General features: G+C 56.7%; 20 protein-coding genes. 11 read left to right on the top strand and 9 right to left on the bottom strand.

The window, feature by feature from the left end; genetic code table 11:
• Positions 1-149: 149 nt before the first annotated feature.
• Together RAH42_RS00975 and RAH42_RS00970 are read right to left on the bottom strand one after the other, a co-directional pair.
• Positions 150-824 carry an HAD family phosphatase gene (locus RAH42_RS00975; RefSeq protein ID WP_078015235.1) on the bottom strand — a complete coding sequence of 225 codons (675 nt, stop codon included), beginning with the start codon at positions 822-824 and terminating at the stop codon, positions 150-152.
• The gene (locus RAH42_RS00970) at positions 817-1,302 is read right to left on the bottom strand and encodes an 8-oxo-dGTP diphosphatase (protein ID WP_078015234.1); all 486 of its coding nucleotides are present in this window, start codon (positions 1,300-1,302) and stop codon (positions 817-819) included. Before RAH42_RS00970 ends, RAH42_RS00975 begins: the two co-directional genes overlap by 8 nt.
• Before the next feature lie 96 nt (positions 1,303-1,398).
• Between RAH42_RS00970 and RAH42_RS00965 the strand changes: the two genes are divergently transcribed.
• On the top strand, positions 1,399-1,776 hold the full coding sequence (locus RAH42_RS00965; RefSeq protein ID WP_078015233.1) for a DUF488 family protein: 378 nt from the start codon (positions 1,399-1,401) through the stop codon (positions 1,774-1,776).
• A 478-nt stretch (positions 1,777-2,254) separates the two neighbouring features.
• On the opposite strand, the gene RAH42_RS00960 is transcribed toward RAH42_RS00965, so the two are convergent.
• Positions 2,255-3,397 carry a double-cubane-cluster-containing anaerobic reductase gene (locus RAH42_RS00960; RefSeq protein WP_078015231.1) on the bottom strand — a complete coding sequence of 381 codons (1,143 nt, stop codon included), beginning with the start codon at positions 3,395-3,397 and terminating at the stop codon, positions 2,255-2,257.
• Positions 3,394-4,164, bottom strand: coding sequence for an acyl-CoA dehydratase activase (locus RAH42_RS00955; RefSeq protein WP_078015230.1), 771 nt, complete (start codon positions 4,162-4,164; stop codon positions 3,394-3,396). The genes RAH42_RS00960 and RAH42_RS00955 overlap by 4 nt, the downstream gene beginning before the upstream one ends.
• Positions 4,165-4,549: 385 nt before the next feature.
• Here RAH42_RS00955 and RAH42_RS00950 point away from each other — a divergent pair, with 385 nt between their 5' ends.
• From RAH42_RS00950 to RAH42_RS00935, 4 genes are all read left to right on the top strand, one after another.
• Entirely contained in the window at positions 4,550-5,527 is a 978-nt protein-coding gene (locus tag RAH42_RS00950) for an ABC transporter substrate-binding protein (protein WP_078015229.1), read from the top strand.
• Positions 5,528-5,617: 90 nt separating this feature from the next.
• Complete coding sequence (locus tag RAH42_RS00945; protein ID WP_078015228.1) at positions 5,618-6,706, top strand: ABC transporter ATP-binding protein; 1,089 nt, start codon at positions 5,618-5,620, stop codon at positions 6,704-6,706.
• Positions 6,703-8,424: an iron ABC transporter permease gene (locus RAH42_RS00940; RefSeq protein ID WP_078015227.1), complete on the top strand. Its 1,722-nt coding sequence runs from the start codon at positions 6,703-6,705 to the stop codon at positions 8,422-8,424. Before RAH42_RS00945 ends, RAH42_RS00940 begins: the two co-directional genes overlap by 4 nt.
• A gap of 4 nt (positions 8,425-8,428) precedes the next feature.
• Positions 8,429-9,535 (top strand): ABC transporter ATP-binding protein, encoded by a 1,107-nt coding sequence (locus RAH42_RS00935; protein WP_078015226.1) that lies wholly within the window; start codon positions 8,429-8,431, stop codon positions 9,533-9,535.
• Between the two features lie 324 nt (positions 9,536-9,859).
• On the opposite strand, the gene RAH42_RS00930 is transcribed toward RAH42_RS00935, so the two are convergent.
• A complete protein-coding gene (locus RAH42_RS00930) occupies positions 9,860-10,420 on the bottom strand; it encodes a DUF4368 domain-containing protein (RefSeq protein ID WP_205948241.1) in 561 nt (186 codons plus the stop codon).
• Entirely contained in the window at positions 10,368-11,450 is a 1,083-nt protein-coding gene (locus tag RAH42_RS00925) for a recombinase family protein (protein ID WP_317540234.1), read from the bottom strand. The genes RAH42_RS00930 and RAH42_RS00925 overlap by 53 nt, the downstream gene beginning before the upstream one ends.
• Positions 11,451-11,495: 45 nt before the next feature.
• Between RAH42_RS00925 and RAH42_RS00920 the strand changes: the two genes are divergently transcribed.
• The 5 genes from RAH42_RS00920 (at position 11,496) to RAH42_RS00900 (ending at position 13,730) form a co-directional block, all read left to right on the top strand.
• Positions 11,496-11,999 carry a PadR family transcriptional regulator gene (locus RAH42_RS00920; protein ID WP_317540233.1) on the top strand — a complete coding sequence of 168 codons (504 nt, stop codon included), beginning with the start codon at positions 11,496-11,498 and terminating at the stop codon, positions 11,997-11,999.
• The gene (locus tag RAH42_RS00915; RefSeq protein WP_078015225.1) at positions 11,996-12,418 is read left to right on the top strand and encodes a YjdF family protein; all 423 of its coding nucleotides are present in this window, start codon (positions 11,996-11,998) and stop codon (positions 12,416-12,418) included. The genes RAH42_RS00920 and RAH42_RS00915 overlap by 4 nt, the downstream gene beginning before the upstream one ends.
• Before the next feature lies 1 nt (position 12,419).
• Positions 12,420-12,605 carry a cysteine-rich KTR domain-containing protein gene (locus tag RAH42_RS00910; protein ID WP_078015224.1) on the top strand — a complete coding sequence of 62 codons (186 nt, stop codon included), beginning with the start codon at positions 12,420-12,422 and terminating at the stop codon, positions 12,603-12,605.
• 458 nt (positions 12,606-13,063) lie between these two features.
• The gene (locus tag RAH42_RS00905; RefSeq protein WP_078015223.1) at positions 13,064-13,492 is read left to right on the top strand and encodes a sigma-70 family RNA polymerase sigma factor; all 429 of its coding nucleotides are present in this window, start codon (positions 13,064-13,066) and stop codon (positions 13,490-13,492) included.
• A 1-nt stretch (position 13,493) separates the two neighbouring features.
• Positions 13,494-13,730, top strand: a complete 237-nt coding sequence (locus tag RAH42_RS00900; protein ID WP_078015222.1) for a helix-turn-helix domain-containing protein — start codon at positions 13,494-13,496, stop codon at positions 13,728-13,730.
• Positions 13,731-14,010: 280 nt separating this feature from the next.
• Here RAH42_RS00900 and RAH42_RS00895 read toward each other — a convergent pair whose 3' ends face one another.
• Positions 14,011-16,731 (bottom strand): ATP-dependent RecD-like DNA helicase, encoded by a 2,721-nt coding sequence (locus RAH42_RS00895; RefSeq protein WP_078015311.1) that lies wholly within the window; start codon positions 16,729-16,731, stop codon positions 14,011-14,013.
• A 407-nt stretch (positions 16,732-17,138) separates the two neighbouring features.
• Here RAH42_RS00895 and RAH42_RS00890 point away from each other — a divergent pair, with 407 nt between their 5' ends.
• Complete coding sequence (locus RAH42_RS00890; protein WP_078015221.1) at positions 17,139-18,356, top strand: iron-containing alcohol dehydrogenase; 1,218 nt, start codon at positions 17,139-17,141, stop codon at positions 18,354-18,356.
• A gap of 201 nt (positions 18,357-18,557) precedes the next feature.
• Here the strand turns inward: RAH42_RS00890 and RAH42_RS00885 are convergent, their stop codons facing one another.
• Both RAH42_RS00885 and RAH42_RS00880 read right to left on the bottom strand, forming a co-directional pair.
• Entirely contained in the window at positions 18,558-20,456 is a 1,899-nt protein-coding gene (locus tag RAH42_RS00885; protein ID WP_078015220.1) for a phosphoethanolamine transferase, read from the bottom strand.
• 180 nt (positions 20,457-20,636) lie between these two features.
• A complete protein-coding gene (locus tag RAH42_RS00880; protein ID WP_317539757.1) occupies positions 20,637-22,151 on the bottom strand; it encodes a sodium:solute symporter family protein in 1,515 nt (504 codons plus the stop codon).
• Positions 22,152-22,264 lie beyond the last annotated feature (113 nt).

Raw genomic sequence — 22,264 nt, 5'->3', positions numbered from 1 at the left:
CATGATGAAGAACGCTCGCGTCTTCAATATTACAGGATAAACCGGCCCGGCGGGGAAGGCGCTGCGGAGGCGGTTTTACGCCCTGTGGAAACAAGGCCGATAAATGATAAGGCGAGGTGAGCCGCCAAGGTTCGCCTCGCCTCAACATTTCATATGGGATCGGAGCCGCGCTGTTCAGCGGCCGCTTTGCTCCAGTCGACGACGCACTCGTCGGCCAAAGCCCGCAGCGCCGGCCAGTCGGCCGCGCTGGCGGCGTCGTAGACGGCAACGGCGTAAAAGCCGGCGTTCTTCGCCGTCGTCAGCGCGGAAAGCGAATCCTCGAACACGGCCGTTTCCGCCGGGGCGGAACCGAGGCGGCGGGCGGCTTCGAGGTACACGTCGGGACGGTTCTTGCTGGCGCCGACTTCTTCGCAGCTGAGCAGAAAGCGGAATTCGCAGTCGACGCCGAGGCGGCGCAGGCATAATTTCACGAGCGGCACGCTGGTGGCCGAAGCGGTGCAAAGCGCTGCGCCGCGGCGGTTGAGCCGCCGCAGGTACTCCGCCGCGCCGGGCTTGAGCGAAACGTCGCGCTCGTAATGCCGGCGCATGACGCCGTTCATCCCAGCGACGACGCTCTCGGGCGTGTCCGAAAATCCCAGCTCGGCGACGACGGTCCGCGCCGCGTCGTACAGCGTCATCGGCTTGAGGCGGGCGATCAGCGCCTCGAGCGCCGGCCCGGAGGGAGCGCCGCGCCCGGCCAGATACTCGCGCTCCATGCGCTGCCAATAGCCCATGGAGTCGACGAGCGTGCCGTCCATGTCGAAGATGGCGAATCTTTTATTCATCGCGTTTCTCCTTCGCAGCGCCGCGGCCGTTCAAAACCCACTCGGCCAGACGCTCGCCTTCGTAGCGCAGCTTGAGCGAAAAAAACGGCGCGTCCTCGGCGAGCAAGCGCAAAAATATTTTGTCGCCTTCCCAGAGGTTGAGCGACTCGACTTCGTCCTTCGGCACCCATTCGAGCGCGCCTTCGTCGCAGCCGTGCGGGCGCCCCGTAAAGCCGGAGGCGGTGTAAAGGCACATGTACTCCGTGCCCCAGCGGTCGGACACGAACGTGACCAGACCGCGGAAGCGAAATTCCGTCAGCTCGCAGCCCGTTTCTTCGCGCACCTCGCGGCGCAGGCAGTCTTCCGGGCTCTCCCCTTCTTCCAGCTTGCCGCCGACGCCGATCCACTTGTCGCGGTTCTCGTCGTTTTCCTTGACGGTGCGGTGCAGCATCAGCCAGCGGCCGCCGCGTTCCATGTAACAGAGCGTGGTGATCTTCATGAGCCCAACTCCTTGTGCGTGACGGAATGATCTCTTGAATAAAAACCTCAAGAGATTCATAATGGAGCATCGGCGTTCGATGAGGAGGGATGTGCGATGCTTCACGTGGTGAAAACAAAGCGGGTGTATCTTCCGGCGGAGGCGGACGACGGCTTCCGAGCGCTCGTGGACCGGCTGTGGCCGCGCGGTCTTTCCAAAGAAAAGGCCGCCCTCGATCTGTGGAACAAGGAGGTCGCTCCCAGCGCGGCGCTGCGGACGTGGTTCGCCCACGATCCGGCGCGCTTCGCCAAGTTCCGCGCCGACTATCTGGCCGAACTGGCGGGCAGCCCCGCCGCAGCGGCATTCGCGGAACTTTGCCGCGAGCGCCTGAAGGAAGGGGACGTGACGCTGCTGTTCGGCGCCAAAGACGCTGACCGCAACCAGGCGGTCGTGCTCAAAGAATGGCTGCTGTCGGAGCTCGGCGCACGCCGCTGAGCCCCGCCTCGACAGGCCGGGGCGACACACGGGGCGGAGGCTTCGGCACGGCCCTGTTTTTGAAAAAACGATGTTCCACGAGGAACATTTCCATCTCGATACAGTTGCCAGGCTGGTTCAATACGCTGAGTCGAAATCACATATCCCAGCGCAGGGGAAACGAGCCGTTCAAACTGCGCTGATGCCGCCCGAGGCGCCGGTCGGAACCGGCCACACGACCGGAACCGTGCAGCGTGATGTCCGGCATTCCCGGACGGCTGTCGAGACCGCCGGCGCCAAAAGCAGCGGCGCGAGAACGGGCGCCAGCAGAAAGCGCGCCAAACGCGCCCCCGGCGAAGAACTTTTTCCATGGGAAAAGCCCTCCTGTCGGGGCTGATTATAATACGGAAAGCGCGAAAACCACAACGCCGCGCAAAAAAACGGAGCGGAGGACCGCAAAAAAACGGTTCTCCGCTCCGCCACATTTCCAGCGTCGGTATCAGAGCATCTCGATGAACGCGCCGATGCGCGTGGCCAGCTGTTCCTTGTCGTTCTCGGAGAAGTCGGTCTCCACGGCCAGATAGCTTTTGCCGAGGCCGTGCACGAACTCGCGCACGCGGTACGTTTCGACGGCGTACGTGTGGCACGACGTCAGCGTCATGTCGAGCACGCCGTCGACGCGGTAGAGGCCGGCCAGATAGCCGATCGCGTTCAGACGCGCCTCGTTGGGGCTCATGATCGAACAGCCGATGCCGAGGTACTTTTCGGCCAGCGCCTCGAGCGGATCCTTGTCTTCGTCGACGAGGTAGCGAAGTTCTTTCTCGCCGCCGCAGTTCTCGTAGCAGGCCACCAGTCCGCCGGCCGCCTCGACGGCGTCGATCACCTTGGTGGCGCCGCTGATCGGGCAGCCGGTAACCATCACGCGCGGCTTTTTGCCGAGGCCGCGGTCTTCGCCCGCGGCGACGGCGGCGCGCAGGTCGGCGACCTGCCGTTCGAGCCAGGCGACGGCGGCTTCCTTGTCGAAATGGAAGCTCATGTACTCGCCGAATTCCCACATTTCGTGTCCGGTCAGCGGCGGATTCTCCAGCTCGGCCAGCGACCACAGCCCACGCAGGGCCGTGCGCTCGCGGTTGCGCAGGCGGATGGCGGCGCGCAAATCGTCGTCGGCGATCTTGTGGCCGGTGAAACGCTCCATCTCTTCCACGAAGAGCCGGAACTCCTTCTTCATGATCTCCAGGTCTTCGGGACGGTCGCCGCGTTGCGGCAGCTGGATCGTGTAGACCGGCCTGATGTCGTTGAGCAGTTCGAACATCTTCTTCTTGCCGTCGCAGGTCGTCTCGGCGACGACCAGGCCGCAGAAGTGGAAGTACGGGCAGGTGTCGGTCATGGCGTGGCCGTAACTGGCCTTGATCAGCGGGCAGAGGTTGCGCGGCAGGCGCTCCTCGGCGGCGGCGATGGGCTTCTGGCTGCGCGAACACAGCGTCGCCGACACGGCGCCGGCGGCGTGGATGATCTCCCACGGCACGAACGTGCAGTAGGTGCCGACGATGGGCACGCCCTTTTCGCTCAGTTCCTTGATGAGCACCGGACCGTCCTTGGCGTGCTCCCTCATCCCCTCGACAATCTCTTCGATCGTTCTCATTCGATGGCCCCCCAGCCAATCAGCGCGGCGCCGAGCGCGCCGGCGAATTGCGATTTTTCGTGGACCTGCACGGGGCAGTCCAGCTCCTTTTCCAAAAACGTCCGCAGCGACGGGCTGCGCGACAGGCCGCCGGAGAAAAACAGCGGCGGCTTCATCCCCACTTTGGCGAGCATCCCCGCCGACCGCGAGGCGATGCTCTTCAGCAGACCGCGCACGATGTTTTCGCGCGGCACGCCGCGGGCCAGGTTGCCGATCACTTCGCTCTCGGCGAAGACGGTGCACATGCTCGACAGCGGCTCCACCGGCCCGTCGGCCGGAACGGCGCCGAAGCTCTCGACGTCGTAGTCCAGCGCGTGGCTGAGCACCTGAAAAAAGCGCCCCGTTCCCGCGGCGCACTTGTCGTTCATCGCGAAATCCACCACGCCGCCCCGCTCGTCGAGCAGGATCACCTTGCTGTCCTGCCCGCCGATGTCGAGCACCGTGCGCGCCTGCGGGCACAGCTCGTGCGCGCCGCGGGCGTGGCAGGTGATCTCCGTGACCTGCTTCGTGGCGGCCGTCAGCGCGCGGCGGCCGTACCCCGTCGAGATCAGCGCGGCCAGATCCCCTTCGCTCAGTTCGCGCCGCCGCAGCAGCTCCGCGATCATGGCCTCGCCCGCGTCGCGCGGGCTCCAGCCCGTCGGCGCGAGCCCCCACTGCAGCGCCTCGCCGGCGTACAGGACCCCCTTGACGGCGGTGGAGCCGATGTCGATTCCCAGCACGAACTTCATGGTGGCCTCCCGAAATTTACAGTCTGCATAATGATTATAACTGAACAACGATATTTTTCAACGTCACCCATGGACGGAAATCAATTGATACTCTTTCTCAATCAAAAATCCGCACACGAGGGACTGCGAGCGACTGAATTTCCTCGCAACGCCCGGCAAACATCAAGGATCAGCATGATTTTCCCGTCTGACGGGGCCGTTTCGGACAAAAAGTTTTTCCGAAACGGGATGACCGACGAAATTTCGACGCTTTACGCGAACGAACGGAGCCGCAATTTTTTGTTTTAAAATCGCTCCGATATGCTATAATCGAGCCATTCGCCGGAGCCCGCCCGCCGCGTTCCGGCAATTCGCCAAAAACGATCCCAAGGAGGAAAACGTCATCATGAAAAAGTACATCGCTGCGTTCGCGTTCAGCCTGGCCTTCGCGGCCTGCGCCGCCGCCGAGCCTTCCGGAACGGTCATGCTCTACTCCTCGATGCAGGAAGACCAGCTGATCGCCATCAAACAGGGCTTCGAAAAGAAGTATCCCGGCGTCACCATGGAGTATTACTTCGCCGGCACCGGCAAGGTCATGACCAAGATCGCCACCGAAGCTCAGGCCGGCCGCGTCGACGCCGACATCATCTGGGTCGGCGACCCGACCAACTACGTGTCGTTCAAGGCGCAGGGCATCCTGCAGAAGTACAGTTCGCCCGAAGCGGAAAAGATCGACAAGGCGTTCATCGACGCCGAGGGCTATTACACCGGCGCGCGCATGATGAACATGGGCATCGCCTACAACACGCTCAACGTCGAAGCCGCCGACGCGCCCAAGACGTGGAACGACCTCTGCGACCCAAAGTGGAACGACCAGGTCGTGATGACCGACCCCAACACCGCCGGCACCACCAAGTACTGGCGCAACGCGATCATGGCCAACGCCAAGTACGGCGCGCCGTTCATGGAAAAGCTCAAGGCCAACAAGTGCTACTTCGAAAGCGGCACCACCGCCACGCACAATCAGGTCGCGGCCGGCGCCTACAAGCTGGGCGTGTGCCTCGACTACGTCACCGCCAACCTGATCAAGGAAGGCTCGCCGATCGCCTTCGTCTATCCCGAGGACACGGTTTCCATCTTCAGCCCCATCGGACTGGTCAAGGACTGCAAGAACGAAGCCAACGGCAAGCTGCTCTACGATTTCATCCTTTCCAAGGAAGGGCAGGAGATCCTCGTCGCCAACAATCTGCTCTCCGTGCGCAGCGACGTGGAGCAGAGCGCCGACGTGGCCGCCATCGCCGCCAAGGCCATGGACAGCGACATGGCCGAAGTGGTCGCCAAGCAGAAGGAGAACGCCGCGGCGTTCGACAAGATCTTCCGCTAAACGCCGCTCCGTTCCAAACGAAAAAACGATCCATGGGGGCAGCGTCAGTTGCCCCCATTTTTGTACAATCTTTCAACCAGGAGGAGTTTTATGGGCAAAGTCATCTTCAGAAACGTCTCCTTCCGTTACGGCGAGCGCGACATCTTCAAAAATTTCAGCCTCGAAGTGGAAGACGGACAGATCCTCTGCCTCGTCGGCCCCTCGGGCTGCGGCAAGACCACGCTGGCCCGCTGCCTTCTGGGGCTGAACAAGCCGCGGACGGGAGAGATCTACGTGGGGGACGAGTGCCTCTTCAGCGCCGAAAAGCGGATCAACGTTCCCGTGGAACGGCGCAACATCGGCATCGTCTTTCAGGATTACGCCGTGTGGCCGCACATGACCGTGAAGGAAAACGTGCTTTATCCGCTCAGGAAACGCCGCGTCCCCAGAGACGAGGCGGAAAAACGGGCCACGCACGCCCTCTCGCAGGTCAACATGACGGAATACGCCGCCCACCTGCCCAGCCAGCTTTCGGGCGGCCAGCAGCAGCGCGTCGCCATCGCCCGCGCGCTGGTGTGCGACGGCGGCCTGATCGTCATGGACGAGCCGATCACCAACCTCGACGCCAAGCTGCGCGAGCAGATGCTGATCGAGATCCGCGAGATCCAGCGCAATCTGGGCACGACGATCCTTTACATCACCCACGATCAGCAGTCGGCGCTGCAGCTCTGCGACAGGATGGCCGTCATGCAGCAGGACGGCTCGCTGTGCCAGGTCGGCACGGACGAGGACATCATCCTGCGCCCGGCCAACCGTTTCGCGTTCGAGTTCATCGGCGTGTCGAACTTCATTCCCGTCGTCGCGCTGGGCGGCGGCCTGGGACTGGACACCGGCGCGGGCGTCGCGCCGTGGGAAGGGGAGCTTCCCGCGGGGCTCGATCCAAGCCGCGGCGTCGATCTGGGGGTGCGTCCCAACGACGTCGTTTTCGACGCCGCCTCGCCGCTGCGCGCCCGCGTGGAGCGGCGCACGTTCCTCGGCAGCGAGTACGATTACCGCGTCGCGCTGGGCGCGCGCGAACTGCGCGTGCAACAGAGCACGCTCGACGCGGTTCGGCACGGCGTCGCAAAGGCGGGGGACGAAGTGGGGCTGCGTCTGCTCAATCCCCGTTACTACGAAGCGAAAAAGGAGGCGTCGGCATGAGACTCGGCCTGCGCAGAAACAGAGATCTGGCGGCGCTCGACGGCCGCCGCTTCAGCCTCGACGGGGCGATGACGCTGCTCAGCTTCGCGCTGCTGCTGGTGATCGTCGTCATCCCCATCTTCATGATCGTGTACCACGCCTTTTTCTATCAGGGGCGCTTCGACCCTTCGCTGTTCGCAAGCCAGCTGCTCGACCCGAAGACGCTCGGTTCGATGTGGAATACGGTCAAGATCGCCTTCTGGGTGACGCTGTTCGGCACGGTCATGGGCGTGTTCTACGCCTGGCTGCTGGGGCGCAGCGACATTCCCGCCAAGGGGCTGATGCGCGCGCTGTTCAGCATCCCCTACATGTTCCCGCCGTTTTTGGGGGCCATGGCCTGGGACTTGCTGCTCAACGGCCGTTCGGGCTACCTGAACCGCTGGCTGGTGCGCGCGTTCGGCCTCGCCGGCGCGCCGTTCAACATCAACTCGGTGTGGGGCATCGTCTTCGTGGAAATTTCCTATTATTTCCCGTTCGTCTTCATGCAGGTGGTCAGCGCGCTCGAGCGCATGGATCCGACGCTGGAGGAATGCGCCCGCATCGCCGGCGCGCGGCAGATGACCGTGATCCGCAAGATCACGCTGCCGCTGGTGCTGCCGGCCATCTCCGCCGGAGCGCTGCTGATCCTGATCTCGTCGCTGGCGCATTTCGGCGTGCCGTCGATCCTCGGCTTCTCGCAGGGGATATTCACGCTGCCGACGCAGATCTTCGACACGATCCAGCGCGCCGAAGGCAGTTTCGAAGGCATCCGCCAGGGCGCGGCGCTGTCGATCCTGCTGGTGGTCGTCGTGTCCGCCGCCCTGATCGTGCAGAAAAAGGTGCTCAGCGCCGGCAGTTACGACATCATCAAGGGCAAGTCGATGCGCCCGACGCTGATCAAGCTGCGCGGCTCCAGGATCCCGCTGCTGATCCTCGCCGTCGCGACGCTGGTCATGATCGTCGTCGTGCCGCTGGTGATGATCTTCCTGGTCGGCCTGGTCAAGGCCTACGGCCTGCCGCTAATTCCCAAGAACTTCACGCTCAACAACTACGTTAAAGTTTTTTCGGCCTCGGGAACCTTCGCCTCGATCAAGAACTCGCTGTTCGCCTCGTCCACGGCCGGCGTTGTCTGCATGTTCCTGGGCACGCTGATCGCCTACGTGGTGCAGAAGATCCGCCCGCGCGGGCGCGGCGTCCTCGAGGTGCTTTCGGTGCTGCCGTATTCGATCCCCGGCACGGTGCTGGCCGTCGGCGTCATCCTCGCCTGGTCGGGCAGCCTCGGCGGCATCAGCTTGTACAACACGATCTGGATCATCCTCGTCGCCTATCTGGCGCGCTATCTGTCCTTCTCGATGAAGAGTTCCTCGGCGGCGCTGCTGCAGGTCCATCCCTCGCTCGAGGAAGCGGCGCGCGCGTGCGGCGCCTCGCACACCGAGAGCCTCAAGGACGTGACGCTGCCGCTGATCCGCCCCGCCATGGTGGCCGGGTTCTTCCTGATCTTTTTGCCCGCCATGCGCGAAGTCACCACCTCGGTGCTGCTCTACGGCCCTTACACGCGCACGCTGGGCGTGCAGATCTATTCGCTGCGCGACGCCGGCATGATGCCGCAGGCGGCCGCGCTCGGCTCGGTGGCGATCCTGCTGATCATCGTCTGCAACGCCGTCGTCACCTATCTTACCCGCGACCGGAAGGGGGTCTAGGCCTATGGATCAGGTCGTACTGCGCGGCGTCACCAAACGCTTCGCCACCAAAACGCTCGGCGACATCGTCGCCGTGGACGATTTCACCTTCAGCGTCCGCGAGGGCGAGTGCTTCTCGTTCCTCGGGCCGTCCGGCTGCGGCAAATCGACGACGCTGCGCATGATCGCCGGTTTCGAAGACCTCAGCGAGGGCGAGATCGAACTCTGCGGCCGCCCCGTCTCGGTGAAGAGCAAGAACCTCTACGTGCCGCCCGAAGAGCGCGGCCTCGGCATGGTCTTCCAGGCCTTCGCCGTCTGGCCGCACATGAACGTCTTCGAGAACGTTGCCTTCCCGCTGCGCATCCAGAAGATGAACCGGACGGACGTCGACCGCAAAGTCGCCGACGCCTTGGCGCACACCAGCCTGACCGGTCTGGAGAACTCCTATCCGTCCGACCTCTCCGGCGGCCAGCAGCAGCGCATCGCCCTGGCCCGCGCCATCGTCACCCGCCCCAAAGTGATGCTGCTCGACGAGCCGCTGTCGAACCTCGACCCCAAACTGCGTGAGTCCATGCGTTTCGAGATCAAGGAGCTGCAGCGCAAGTTCAACTTCACGATCATCTTCGTCACCCACGACCAGTCGGAAGCCATGGCCATCTCCGACCGCATGATGGTCTGCGACATGGGCAGGATCATGCAGATCGACACGCCCGAAAACCTCTACACCAATCCCGTCAACCGCTTCGTGCACAGCTTCCTCGGCGAGAGCACCTTCCTCAACGTCGTCGTCAAAGACGGCCAGGCTTACGCCGAAGGCGACCTCGACCATCCGCTCGGCCTCCCCGTCCCCGCGGACGCCGCCGGACGCATGGTCGTTGCCACGCGCCCCAACGCCATCGAGCTGAGCGGCGGCAACGACGGCTATCAGACCCACGTGGAAAAGCGCATCTTCCTCACCGACCGCACCGAGTACCTGATCCCCGTCGGCAATCAAACGCTGAAAGTGCAGACGCCGCACCGCGTCTCCTTCAGCCAGGGCGAAAAGTGCGCCGTCCGCCTCGCCGCCCCCGTCTGGTACCCCGCCGACGACGAAGCGGCCGAAAAGGAACGTTTGAGACGGCAGCTGGTATAGCATCAAAAGCTGCATGAAATCGCGTGTCGCATGTTTTTTGCGGCACGACTGGCGCGACTGCGCGAGGTACGATACCTTCAATGATGTTCCAAATTGAAAACCAGTGTCAATATTTTGGTCAAGAGACAGTATCTCAACAGTATGAGACTGATTCTTGATAGAAAGTATCACCAGAGTTTGCTGGGCGCTGCGAAGGAGTTCAGTTGCTCAGAACTCTCTCGACCGTTGCTCTGAAGTGCTTTCAAAAAGAGGCCGTCTCAAAAGTCAAAGGTGTCGGCCCATAAGGAAGTAATTAAATTGTCGCAGGACGGTATGGCTGAAAAGTCATGCCGTCCTGCCTTTTCTTTGCAGTTCCACAGTCTGATCGTCACCCGGCAGGTTGACTTCTCCGATAAAGTTCCAGACCAGTTCAATCTTCTGCCTGCGGTGGCCGCTGGACTTATCCGGCGCATGGACGATAATCTTTTTTACAAACTCATTGACGATGGTGGGCGTAAGGTCTCGGATGCCTACATACTTCCGCACAATGGCTGCAAAGCTAGCGAAATCGGCTTGATCTTGTTCAAAGGTTTCTACCGCTTGCCGCCATGTCTTGACCTGTTCTGTTAGTTCTTTTTGCTCTGCTTCATAGTCGGCAGAGAGTTTCAAGAACCGTTCATGGCTGACCGTACCGCTGATGCTGATGTCGTCCTCATAGATGCGCTTGAAAATCCGGTCAAGTTCGGCAATGCGCTTTTCCGCTTGGGCGATTTCACGCCTGCGCTTCTTGGCCTCCTTCTCCGCTTCTTGGAAACGCTGCTTTCTCGCCGCTTCCTCAAATGCCATGGCATCGTCAAAGAACAGCGCCGTCACATCGAAAATCCGCTGCAACACGAACAGCTTCAACGTTTCTTCCCGGATAAAGTGCATGACTCTTATACCGGGAACACCGATAGCAGTCTTGCTGCGGTGTCATGTTTTTGCCTGTGGCAAAATGCAGTTTGCTTCCACAGTCGGCGCAGTACAGCAGCCTAGAAAACAGCCCTTGCCGTTCGGCTTGCTTGGCCGGACGGCGCTTGTTCCCCCGCAACTCCTGTACCCGTGCAAAGACTTGTTCTTCGATAATGGCGGGCTGGGTATTGGGGAAAATCCGCTGGTTCTCTGGGGCATTGTGCAGTCGCTTTTTCAGCTTGTGGGACTTGGAATAGGTCTTGAAGTTCACCGTGCAGCCGGTGTACTCTGGCCGCTCCAATATCCCAGCAACAGACTTCGGGCTCCACTTGTAAGGCTTCTCCGGCAGCGGCTTTCCGTCCCGCTGGGCGTAGTGGGCCTTGACGGTCAGGACGTGTTGGGCGGTCAACAACTTAGCAATCTGCATGGGGCCTTTCCCCGCAATGCACAGGACGAAGATCCGCTTCACGATCTCGGCGGCTTCCTCGTCCACAATCCATTTCTTTTTATCGATCGGGTCTTTCTGATACCCATAGGGCGGATTGGTGCAGAGGTGTTCCCCGGCGTTTCCTTTGGCTCGCATAACAGCCCGAATCTTCTTGCTGGTATCGCGGGCGTAGAAGTCGTTGAACAGGTTACGGAAAGGGGTGAAATCATTGTCCCCTTTGTCGCTGTCCACGCCGTCATTGATAGCGATATACCGAATATCACGCTCAGCAAAGAAGCTCTCGGTATAGTAGCCCACTTTTAGATAGTCGCGACCCATGCGGGACATATCCTTGACAATGACGGTTTTAACCTTTCCTGCTTCGACCAGCCGGATCATCTCATTCCATCTCGGACGGTCAAACGTCACCCCGGAAACGCCGTCGTCGATGAAAAACGTGGGATTTGGGAAACCGTTGTCGGTTGCGTACTTCAAAAGGATTTTCTTTTGATTGGCTATGCTATTTCTCTCGCCGTCCAGCGCGTCCTCTTGGGACAGACGGGCGTATAAAGAGGTATCATTATGTCGTCAATCGATTGAGTCATACTTGGTATTGTATTGGAGAAACCGCAAAGCGCCTATGACATTCAAAAGGATGTGGAGTACCACCATTTTTCTCGCTGGACGAAAATAAGCGTGCCTTCTATTTATCGAAAAGTACTCCAGTTGAGCGAGAAGGGGTATCTCCAAAGCGATATTGTCAAGGGCGATAAGTTTGCGGATAAGGCCATTTATTCTATTACTGATCAGGGCAGAGCGTATTTCAAGGAGCTGATGGCCTCTTGCGCCGCTAGCACGGTACCCCTGTTATTCGATTTCAATGTGGTCATTACCAATCTGAATAAGATGGACAAGGCCGAAGCGTTGGAGCTGGTTTCGGTGTTGCGCCAGAGCATACAGTCCTCGGCTGAATCGAACGAGGGCTATGCGCGGGAATTTACAGACATTCCCTTGGTTGGGAGAACGATTTTTGAGCAGCAGCAGCTTCTCTATCGCACTCTTTTGGAATGGCTGGATCACTTTGAAGGGCAGTTCTTAGAAGAATGAGTACAGGCCCCCAAAGCAGTTTGACCATCCTGTTCGAGGCTCCGTTTTGGATCGGTCTATACGAAAGAACGGATAACGGTAAGTACGAGGTATGCAAAATCACTTTTGGCTCAGAACCCAAAGATTATGAGGTCTATGAGTTTCTGTTGAAGAATTGGCACAAGCTGAAATTCAGTCCTCCAATCCAGACCGAGATAGCCATAGAGCGAAAAATCAATCCCAAACGTATGCAGCGCGAAATTCAAAGCCAACTGCAGGATAAAGGCATTGGAACAAAGGCGCAGCAGGCGTTGAAATTCCAGCATGAGCAATGTAAGCTGGAACGGAAAACCAAGAGCCGTGAGCAGAAAGAGGCGGAGAAAGACCGCCAGTTTGCCATACGGCAGGAAAAGAAGAAAGCCAAGCACAGAGGAAGATAACATGAAAATAGAATGGATTTTATGTCCCTTTTGCGACAGCAAAACGCGATTGAAAATCCGCGATGATACAGTGCTAGAAAACTTCCCACTGTATTGCCCGAAATGCAAACATGAAACCTTGATAGCGGTAAGACAACTGAATCTATCCATCATCCAAGAGCCAGACGCTAAGACGCAGAGCCGATAACTTGCAAGAGTATTTCTTCTTGTAGTTATCGGCTTTTTCTGTTCCTTAATACATGATACAATTTGCCCCGCCCGACGGGGGAAGAAAAAAACCGTTGTTGGGCAGGTTGATTTTGTGCGCTCTATTTCATATCCCAGCGGTGGTTTTGAGAAATCAAGACTGCCGCTTTTGCTTTGTTTACTCTATGCAGAATCGACGGCTTACGGAGGAAACCACCATGCTGATACAGTCTGTTTTCCAACCCCATAGCTTCTCAAAAAAAGCCTGTTCTCAGCGTGGGAGCGGTTTGGGTTAAAAGATGTACTATACGATGTAAGTTACCGACATATTACATTTACTTTTACGGATCTGTTATTGCGGTCTTTCGGTGCGGGCCGAAACTGCCGTATCAACATAGACACAAGGGGTGGTGGCACCAACTCTAACTTTTCACTCTCCCGCAGATCGGGGGTGAGAAGATGAAATATATCCCTAATGATTATGGAAAACGCTGCCGGTTTGACGCTTTCTGCAAAACTGTCCTCCGCAACGAGGCCAGAAACCACCTGCGGGATTTGGCTTGCCAGCGGAACCGGGAAACCGAGTTCAGCGCCTTGTCCCAACATGAAATGGACAAGCTCTGCACGGTGGACAAATACCCAAGTGACAGCATCCTGTTCACGGCATACGGCTACGCTCTGCATATCCGGGACGAGCTGGTGGCTGATGCCTTTGCAAGCCTGCCGGAACAGGAGCAAAGAATTTTGATCCTGTATTGTGTGTTGGAGCTGGCAGACGGTGAGATCGGCGGTCTTGTGGGAATGTCCCGCAGCGCCGTCCAGCGGCATAGAACAAAGACACTGAACGAACTGCGAAGAAATTTGAAATCCAAAGGAGTGAAGAACTAATATGAAACAACCAACTTTTAACGGCAGAGTGCTTTTGCCCATGGACGTGATCGAAGCGGCCCGCGCCGGTAGCCCGTTGGCATTGGAGCGTATTTTGCTGTATTACGACCGCTATATCAACAAGATTTGCACGCGAACACTCTATGACAAAGACGGTTTGCCGTATGTCGGCATCGACGAGTATATGAAGCACCGCTTACAGGCGAAATTGGCGCAAGCCATTGTAGTCAAGAAATAGCAAAGTCAAAGGAAGCCGTCAAGGGTCGAGATGAACACTCCGCGCCCTTGAAGGCTTCCTCCGTCTTTGCTGTATGGTAACCAAGCGGGTGTAAGCAGAAATCCGCTTGCGCCCGCTGCTATTATGACGTTTGTGCCTACGCATTTAGCAGGTAAAATAGCCCGATACTACTAGGTTTTTCGGCTTATTTGGACTGCTGAAAGCATCATACCACTCTTCTCCCTGTAAATGCAGTTTGAAACGCGTAGAAACTTGCTGTGCGTTACTGGTAGCTAAATTTTTAATTAGTCATTGCGATTGAAAATAGTTGCGCTAACAAATGAGCATCTTTATTCGAGTTTTTAACTTCAAGATGCTCAAGGACAGATTTCTCTGTCTCTGGGCTCCAATATATTTTCAATTTATTCTTTGCGCGGGTGATTGCCGTATAAAAGATATTATGGGTGATGCGTTCTTCTACTTCATTTGTGATAACGATTTTTACAGAGTCGTACTCTAAACCTTGAGCCTTGTGAATAGATACAGCATACGCTACTTGAAATGGTACAACTGTAGAGTTATTATTGTCATCGTCTTCGTCAGTACTTCGAAACTTATTAACGCTGAATGAGATAATAGAATTTCCAGATTCAGACTCTCCAATGAGTTCAAAGTCGTAGTCCCACGCATCTATCTCGTTTATTGATTCCTCAAGCTCAATATCAAACCAGATTTGTTGTTTTTCTGGATGAATCCCAGCAATTCTACCTTTTGTGTTGTTATGAATCAATGGGGAAAAAATATTTGATTCATTAAACAGGACGGGATCGCCAATCTTATATGTGTTGATTCCCCATACAATTCCTTCGTTGGGATTGCTGTTCTGTAAAAAGCGGTTAATATTATTAATTCCATAGAGTCCATCGTAATTTAAACAGAGAATAATTTCATCATCATTGCTATGTTCAAAAATGGATTCATCAAGTCTAGCGACGTAGCCGTTTTTCACTAATGGTTCTAAAATCGCATCATCAAGTTTGCGTACGCGATCCCACACGGTTAGCAAATCTTGATTAGTGGTTCTGTAGGGATACGTTAATTCAAACACAGAAGTTGCAGGTACAAACTTTCGCGCAATGCTAAACCAATTTCCAAAGTAAATTGATTCTATCTGATACACATCACCTACTAAGACTAGGAGCTTGAAGTTGGCCTTTTCAAGTACTTGTCTCATGTCGTTGTTGCTTACGGTGCTACACTCATCGATAAATAGTATATCACACTCGGTATTGAGATTTCTCTTTGATAAAAACTTGGCAATGGTATTATATTCGCTGTTACCCGCAGTTACTTTTCTCCTCATATTATCCACAGCGGGATGAGTGTTCGCCAAAAAGAGCTTATCCTTTTCTCCCCAAAAATTAGCTATATGATTAATTAGGGTAGATTTGCCTGTCCCAGCAGAACCATAAACTAATGCAACATGTGATTTTTCAAACATTTGGCGAAGTGCATGTTTTTTGCCATCGTCATCAATACTGTATGACTCTCGAGAGAGCCATGAGTCAATAGATGCCATATATTGAGTAACACCAGAAGAAGAGAGTTGTTGCAGTTTTTTAATTATTTCAGCACTATCCTCAGCATATTCTTTAATATAAATATGGCCTTTGTATTCTTCTAGTCTACGTCCGGTATGCTTATAGTAAAGGGCTGCATTATATTGCCTAATCAAATCATCGATGTTCTCAAACCTTTCAATCTCGGTTTTAGGAGTGAATAGTTTTCCTTCTATCTCTGTATTATTCTTAATATATCGAGCAAATAGTTCGTGCTCATGGCCAGAAACGGGAATTGAGTTAAATAGATCATATATTCTCGGGTTATGCTGACGAAGAGAAGTGCAATAAGGCATACGATCAAAAGGCATACAACCATAATTTAGATAAAGATTTGATAAGCCTCCGCACTGCTTATTCCAGTACTGCCATTTGATAACACGATTATTCATTTTATATAACAAATAACGCAATACGTTTGAGCCAGCTTTGCCGTTCACAATCACTTCTCGACACTGATCTAGAAGTTCATATATTTTGATCGACTTAGCTTGTGAAGTGATATGACTTTTTATAAAATTGTAATAATCTTGGTCGCTACTTACAAGCTCTGTCAGAGGCATTTTAACAGTTGAGAGAAATCTCATCAGCTCTCTATATTCAATAGAGTTGGTGCTATGTTCCACGCGTGGCCCAAAGATTTCAGAAAGGTTATCCCATTCACACGGGCGAATAGATACTTCATACTCATCTATTATTAGGATAGACATATCCTTGTCCAGAATATGAATTGTATCATTATGAATTGAAAACTTTATAGCATAGTTGTCCATGATTTCGTGACTAGTAAAAGCAATTACTCGATCAAACTTACTGGTATTAGCCGTTGCTGCAGTAAATGTAACCTCATAGTATATTCTTTGATTTATAAAGAAAGGTTTAATTTTCTGAACATAATAGCGATCGTTGTATGTTACAGCATAACTAAATCTGCTTGGTGTCTCAATTCTCTCTGCGATTTTCGTGTAATAATCGGATAGTTCGGTATCAGTGTCCAAAGGAAAATCTTCTATATTCTCTAGCACGTCAAGATTGTATGCCTGTTTAAGATAGAGTTTTGTTTTAAGTAGATGTTCATAATATTTGAGCATAAGCCGCTCGGAGCCATCTTTGTCTACAGTGTAGTGCGACACAGACTTCTGGAGTAGCTCATGAAATCTATATAAAAAACGCAAATTTCCATGACGTTGCATATCTTTTAGGGCGGCAACATTGAGATTATAATCATTAGGATTAACATCAGCGCCATTAGAAAATGCCTTGATAGCTACATATTCTACAAAATTGCGAATATGACCCAGTATGTTTTGACTCAAAAGACCCCGCTCGGTTGCGCCAAAACGTGCAATGTTGTCACAAATCACGCCACTTGTGTCCAAAATAGCTTTGTCAATTCTTAGCAATATTACCATCTCCTTTTTGCAGAAAATCAAAGTTATAGTCACTATTATTTTACACCTTTATACTCGAGTCGTAAATCCGCCAAATTTCGAGTGGTTGTGTTTTAAAATAAATTCTTTGAGCAGACTAAAAAGAAAAGGAACCGGTGTGCCATTTCATTGCGAAATAACACGCCGGTTCTTTTAGCAACCCTGTTTGTCAGCCGTTAAGTTAGTATGATTTTGATACTTCCTTATTGGTGTTCACCAAATCGAGATAGCCTCTTTTTTTTCGCGCCTTCGCCGCGGGAAATGCATCGGGAAAACAAAACTTCGCCATATTTCCTGTTGACAAATTCTCGTTCGCGATGTATTGTGATTTTAGTCACAAAATATGTGAATTTTATCACATTAATAAGGGGGAAAATGTCATGTGGGAAAAGAACATCAACATCAACGAAGTGAAGACGATCATCTCGCGGACGACGTGCTATCTGGGCGTCGGCGCGATCGCCAGGGTGGACGACATCTGCAAGGCGCTGGCCGACAAGGGCGTCAAGAACGTGCTCGTGGTCACCGGGCACGGTTCCTACAAGGCCACCGGCGCGTGGGACCACGTGGTCAAGGCGTTTGCCGCGCACAAGATCAACTACGTCCTCTACGACAAGGTCACGCCCAATCCGACCGTGGACGGCATCGACGAAGCGGTCGCGCTCGGCAGGGGCATCGGCGCCACGGCGGTATTCGGTATCGGCGGCGGCAGCCCCATCGACACGGCCAAGAGCGCGGCCATCCTGCTGGAATACGCCGACAAAAACGCCCGCGACCTGTACGAATACCGCTTCACGCCCGACAAAGCCAAGCCGATCGTGGCCGTCAACCTGACCCACGGCACGGGCACCGAGGTGGACCGTTTCGCCGTGGCCTCGATCCTCGAAAAGGACTTCAAGCCCGCCATTGCCTACGACTGCATCTATCCCACTTACGCCATCGACGATCCGGCGCTGATGACGGGGCTGGGAGCCAACCAGACGCGCTACGTCTCCATCGATGCCGTCAATCACGTCGTCGAAGCCGCGACCACAAAGCTGTTCGCCTCGCCCTACACGATCCTGCTGGCGGAGGAGACGGTGCGTCTCGTGGATACGTACCTGCCCCGCGCCGTCGCCAACCCGAACGACCTCGAAGCCCGCTACTTCCTGCTTTACGCCTCGATGATCGCGGGCGTCTCGTTCGACAACGGCATGCTGCACCTCACCCACGGGCTGGAGCACCCGCTCTCGGCCATCAAGCCTGCGCTCACTCACGGCCTGGGACTGGCGATGATCCTGCCCTCCGTCGTCGAGGCCTGCTGGCCGGCCGCCGCGGAGACGCTGATCGACGTGCTGCGCCCGATGCTGCCCGGCAGCATCACCGCCGACCCGGCCAACGCCGCCGCGGCCGCCGACGCCGTGGAGCAGTGGATCTTCAAGATGGGCGTCACGGAGAAGCTGGCCGACATGGGCTACACCGAAGCCGACGTGGACAAGCTCGTGCGCCTCACGCGCGAGACGCCGTCGCTGGGCGGCCTGCTCGACCTCGCCCCTGTCGCCGCCACAAGCGAAGTGGTCGCCAAAATCTACCGCGACTCGCTCAAACCGCGCCGTTAGGCCAAAAACGATCGAACGCAAAAGGACAGCCTTTTCCTCTTATTCGAGGAAGCGGCTGTCCGTTTGTCTTGCGGCTCGTTTTCGTTACAGGCAGACCTGCACGCAGGGAACGATGCGACATTTTCATCAAAAGCGGCGTTCAAATTTTTTCGCCCGATATTCCATGCAGAGCAAAGAAATTCCGAAGCAGGCGTCAAAAAACTAAAGATCCGGCACGAGCGATCTGAGCAGGCGGCCTTCCCAGAAGCGGGCGTTCTGTTCGTTGACGGCGTATTTCTCCGAGGTGAGCTGACGCTCCGGCACGGCGTTGGCGTGCTGGACGTGCATCAGCCCCAGCACCAGCGGGCAGATCAGGTCGCTGGTGAAGATGCGGCCGGAATTCGCGCGCAGCTGCGCCGTCGTCGCCGCGTAACGGCGGCGATATTCAGGCGAAAGCCACAGCACCACGGGGATCTCGGCCATGACGGGTTTGAAGGCGTCGAAGTTGTGACCGACGCCGGTCACGTCCTCGCCGTGGTCGGAAAAATAGACCATGCTGCTGACGGCAAACTTCGATTGGGCGAGGATTTCAGTGATTTGCCGCAGCAGGTCGTCCGTATAGGTGAGGCTGCGGTCGTACGCGTCGATGCGCTCGCGCAGCTCGCGCGAAAGGAGTTTGCTGCCCTTGACGCGGGGCAGCCACGGCCAGTTTTCGGGCGCGCTGTTGCGGTAGCTCCAGTGGCTGCCGCGCAGGTGCAGGAAGATCGCGTGGCTCTCGCCGTCTTTGGCGCGCTGCAGCGCCCGGCGCAGCAGCGGCAGAAGCTCTTCGTCCTGATGGCCGTTTTTGCGGTCGAGCAGCGGCAGGTCTTCGATGAACTCCTGTTCTCCGGCGTCGCGCGACAGCGCGCTGACTAGATTGTTGTACGCGCCGATCTTCTCCTGGTTGCTGAACCAGTGCGTCCTGACGCCGGCGCCGGCAAGGATCTCAAGCAGCGAAAAGGCTTTCATGATGCCGGTGAACATGAAAGAGCTGTCGCGATGGTCGAAATGCAGCAGCACGCGCGGGTCGTAATTGCTGAACTGGCTCAGCGCCAGCGTCACGGCCGATTCGGTGTGAACCATGCAGGAATAGGCGCGCTCCAGCACGATCAGCGCTTCCTGGACCGCCGCGTCGCTGGAACAGAGCCAGGGCGTGGTGGGGCGCCGGTAGCCCCAGCGCTGCATGTGCCTGGGGCTGGCCGACTCGCCGACGACGACCACGCAGACTTCGCCGCGTCCCGTTCTGGAGATCTTCAGGTCCTCGATGCGGCGCTGCGGGTCGGAACGGGCTTTTTCCAAACTGTCGAGCGCCGTTTGATACTGACGATAGCCTTTTTGAAAGTCAAAAAAAAGATTGCTGTAACTGGTCGCCTTCGCGCGGCAGGACAGGGCCAACGCCACGCAAAAGCAGAGCGTCGCGGCGGCGCACCACAAGCTTTTCACGGGACGACAGCGCCGGATCAGCGAGCGCAGCACCGCCGCCAGCAGCACGAACAGCCCCAGACTGGCCGCCGTCGGCAGCAAACCGAATTGATCCAACAGAAAAGATCTCGCTTCGACAAGATTTGTGCCGAGAACGGTCATCAGCGTGTTGGAACCCAGCCGCCGCCCATAGCGTACGATATAGACGAAATAGACGATGTACTGCGCGACGCCAGCCGCCAGCAGCGCCGTCAGCAGCGCTCCGAACAGGCGCTTCGCGCCCGCGAATCGCTGCGAAAGCATACACGCCAGCAGCGTCCAGCAGGCCGGAAAAAGGCACAGGCAGGCATATTCGTACAGCCCGCTGGGCGCGTGGCAGAGAAAGGCCGGCGCAAACTCGAAAAACAGAAAGAACGCGTAGATCTTCGCGCCGGCGCCGCCGCGCCAGTACAAGATCGCCGACCACAGCGCCCAACTGCCGGCAAACTCGATAAACAGCTGCGTCGTCCGCAGACGTTCCGACATCACGAAGGTCAGGAAATTCGCCGAAATCCAGGAGCGGTACAGAGGCCAGGCCAGAAACAGCGTCATCAGCGCCGCCAGCAGCGCGCCCTGAAAGAGCGAGGCCACCGCGCGGTGGCGGCGAAAATATCCAAGCAAAGAATCTCACCTCTTTTGTCGTTCCCCAAATCGGCTGAATTTTTGACGATACCGGAAACTCACGACTTCATAAGTATAAGCGAAAGAATCGTAGAATTCCAGAAAGACGCCCCGCAAAAAAAACGGCGGGTTCCCCGTGCGCAGAACCAGGGGAAACTCGCTGCTTTCGGGGACCTCTCTTTATCGCTTGTGCGGCGGGAACAGCAGCCCCAGCAGACAGCCGCCGACCGAGACTCCCATGCCCGTCAACAGCGGATCGCCGGGCAGTTCGAAAAAATGCCCCGCCGCCACCGCTGCAGGAGCGAAAACGATCGCCGCGAGGATGAACCCGGAACGGATGCGTCCCTTGAGCGCCAGCGCGCAGGTCATCGGCGCGAAGACCACGGCGCCGCGCAGCGCCATGGAGAGAAAACCGAAATCGTTCAGCGTCTTATTGGGAATGACGATCGACAGCACCGCCGCCACGATCAGCACAACGGCGATCGTCAAACGCGTGGCCAGCAGTTCCCCCGCGGGCGTGCACAAACGCGGCCAGAAGCGTTTGTAAATGTCCTTGACGAGGATCGTCGCCATCCCCAGCGACAGCCCGGCGCCGCCGCCGATCACCGTGATCAGCAGCGTTCCGAGCACCACGCCGGCCAGAATCGGCGGCAGATGATCCATCGCAAAGGCCGGCATCACGTGCAGCGTGCTGGCCAGCACCGGCAGGTCGGGCACGGCCTGCCCGACGGCGGCCAGCGCCGCCGCTTCGGCCGCCGTCAGATAATGGGCGCGCATGGACAACCCCATCAGCACGCCGGCGATACCCAGCGGCGGGATCAAAAAGGCGCTCAGCAACACGCCCTTGCGGGCGTCCGAGTCGGTGCGGCCGCTCCATACCGCCTGAGCGTACGTCTGCGTGGAGAGCACCCCGAGCAGCAGCGACACACAGGAACCGAGGTCCTTCATCGTTCCGCGCGCCGTCAAATTCATGAAACGACGGGAAATATCAGCCGCGCCCGTCAAATTCGGCACGTTGTTCGCCGCCTGCTGCACCAAACCCAGCGGCGTCCCCCCAGAAGCCGCTCCAGCGACGCCGTCAAGCCGCCGAGCCCGCCTTCGAAACGAAGGATCAGCACCATCCCCCATCAGCGAGAGATAGAGCAGCGTCACCTTGACCACCCCGCCCATGCCGGCTCCCCAAGCGCCGCCGAAAATCACGTAACAGCACATAACCAGCACCGCCAGCATCGCCGCCGTTGTCACCGACATGGACGGGAACATCAGCGTGAACAGACCGATGCAGCCCATCACCTGCGACAGCACGGTGATGAAGATCCCCGTCGCGCTCAGCACGGAACCGACGCTCTCCACCGTGCCGCCGTATTCACCCGAGATAATCTGCAGTTCCGTGACGCAGCCGCTGTTCCGCAGCGCCTTCGCGTATCCCAGCGCCATCAGCAGGCAGCCGAGGCCGGAACCGAGCGTGAACCACCAGGCCGCCAGGCCGTAATGGAAGGCCAGCTGCACAGAACCCAGCGTCGACTGGCTGCTGACCAGGCTGCCCATCAGCGCGCCGCAGACCAGCCCCGGACCTGCCTTGCCGCCTCCGGTGAGAAAGTCTTTGGCGTTCCTCACCCTTCTTCCCGAGTACAGCCCGACGCCGATGATCAGCGCCAGAACCAAAACGATCCCGGCGACCGTCAGACCCGTCATGAAAACCCGCTCCTTTTCTTCGCTGAATATGACACGGGAATTTTATTATACCGCCGTATTCGTTCTCGTAAAACCCAGTTGAAGCGCGTAAAAAAACGACCCATTCCTTTACG

Origin of the sequence: Pyramidobacter sp. YE332, from assembly GCF_033060595.1 — a bacterium.
GTDB lineage: Bacteria > Synergistota > Synergistia > Synergistales > Dethiosulfovibrionaceae > Pyramidobacter.
Note: the sequence above shows the minus strand (reverse complement) of the source record. Positions and strands in the feature narration are given on the sequence as shown.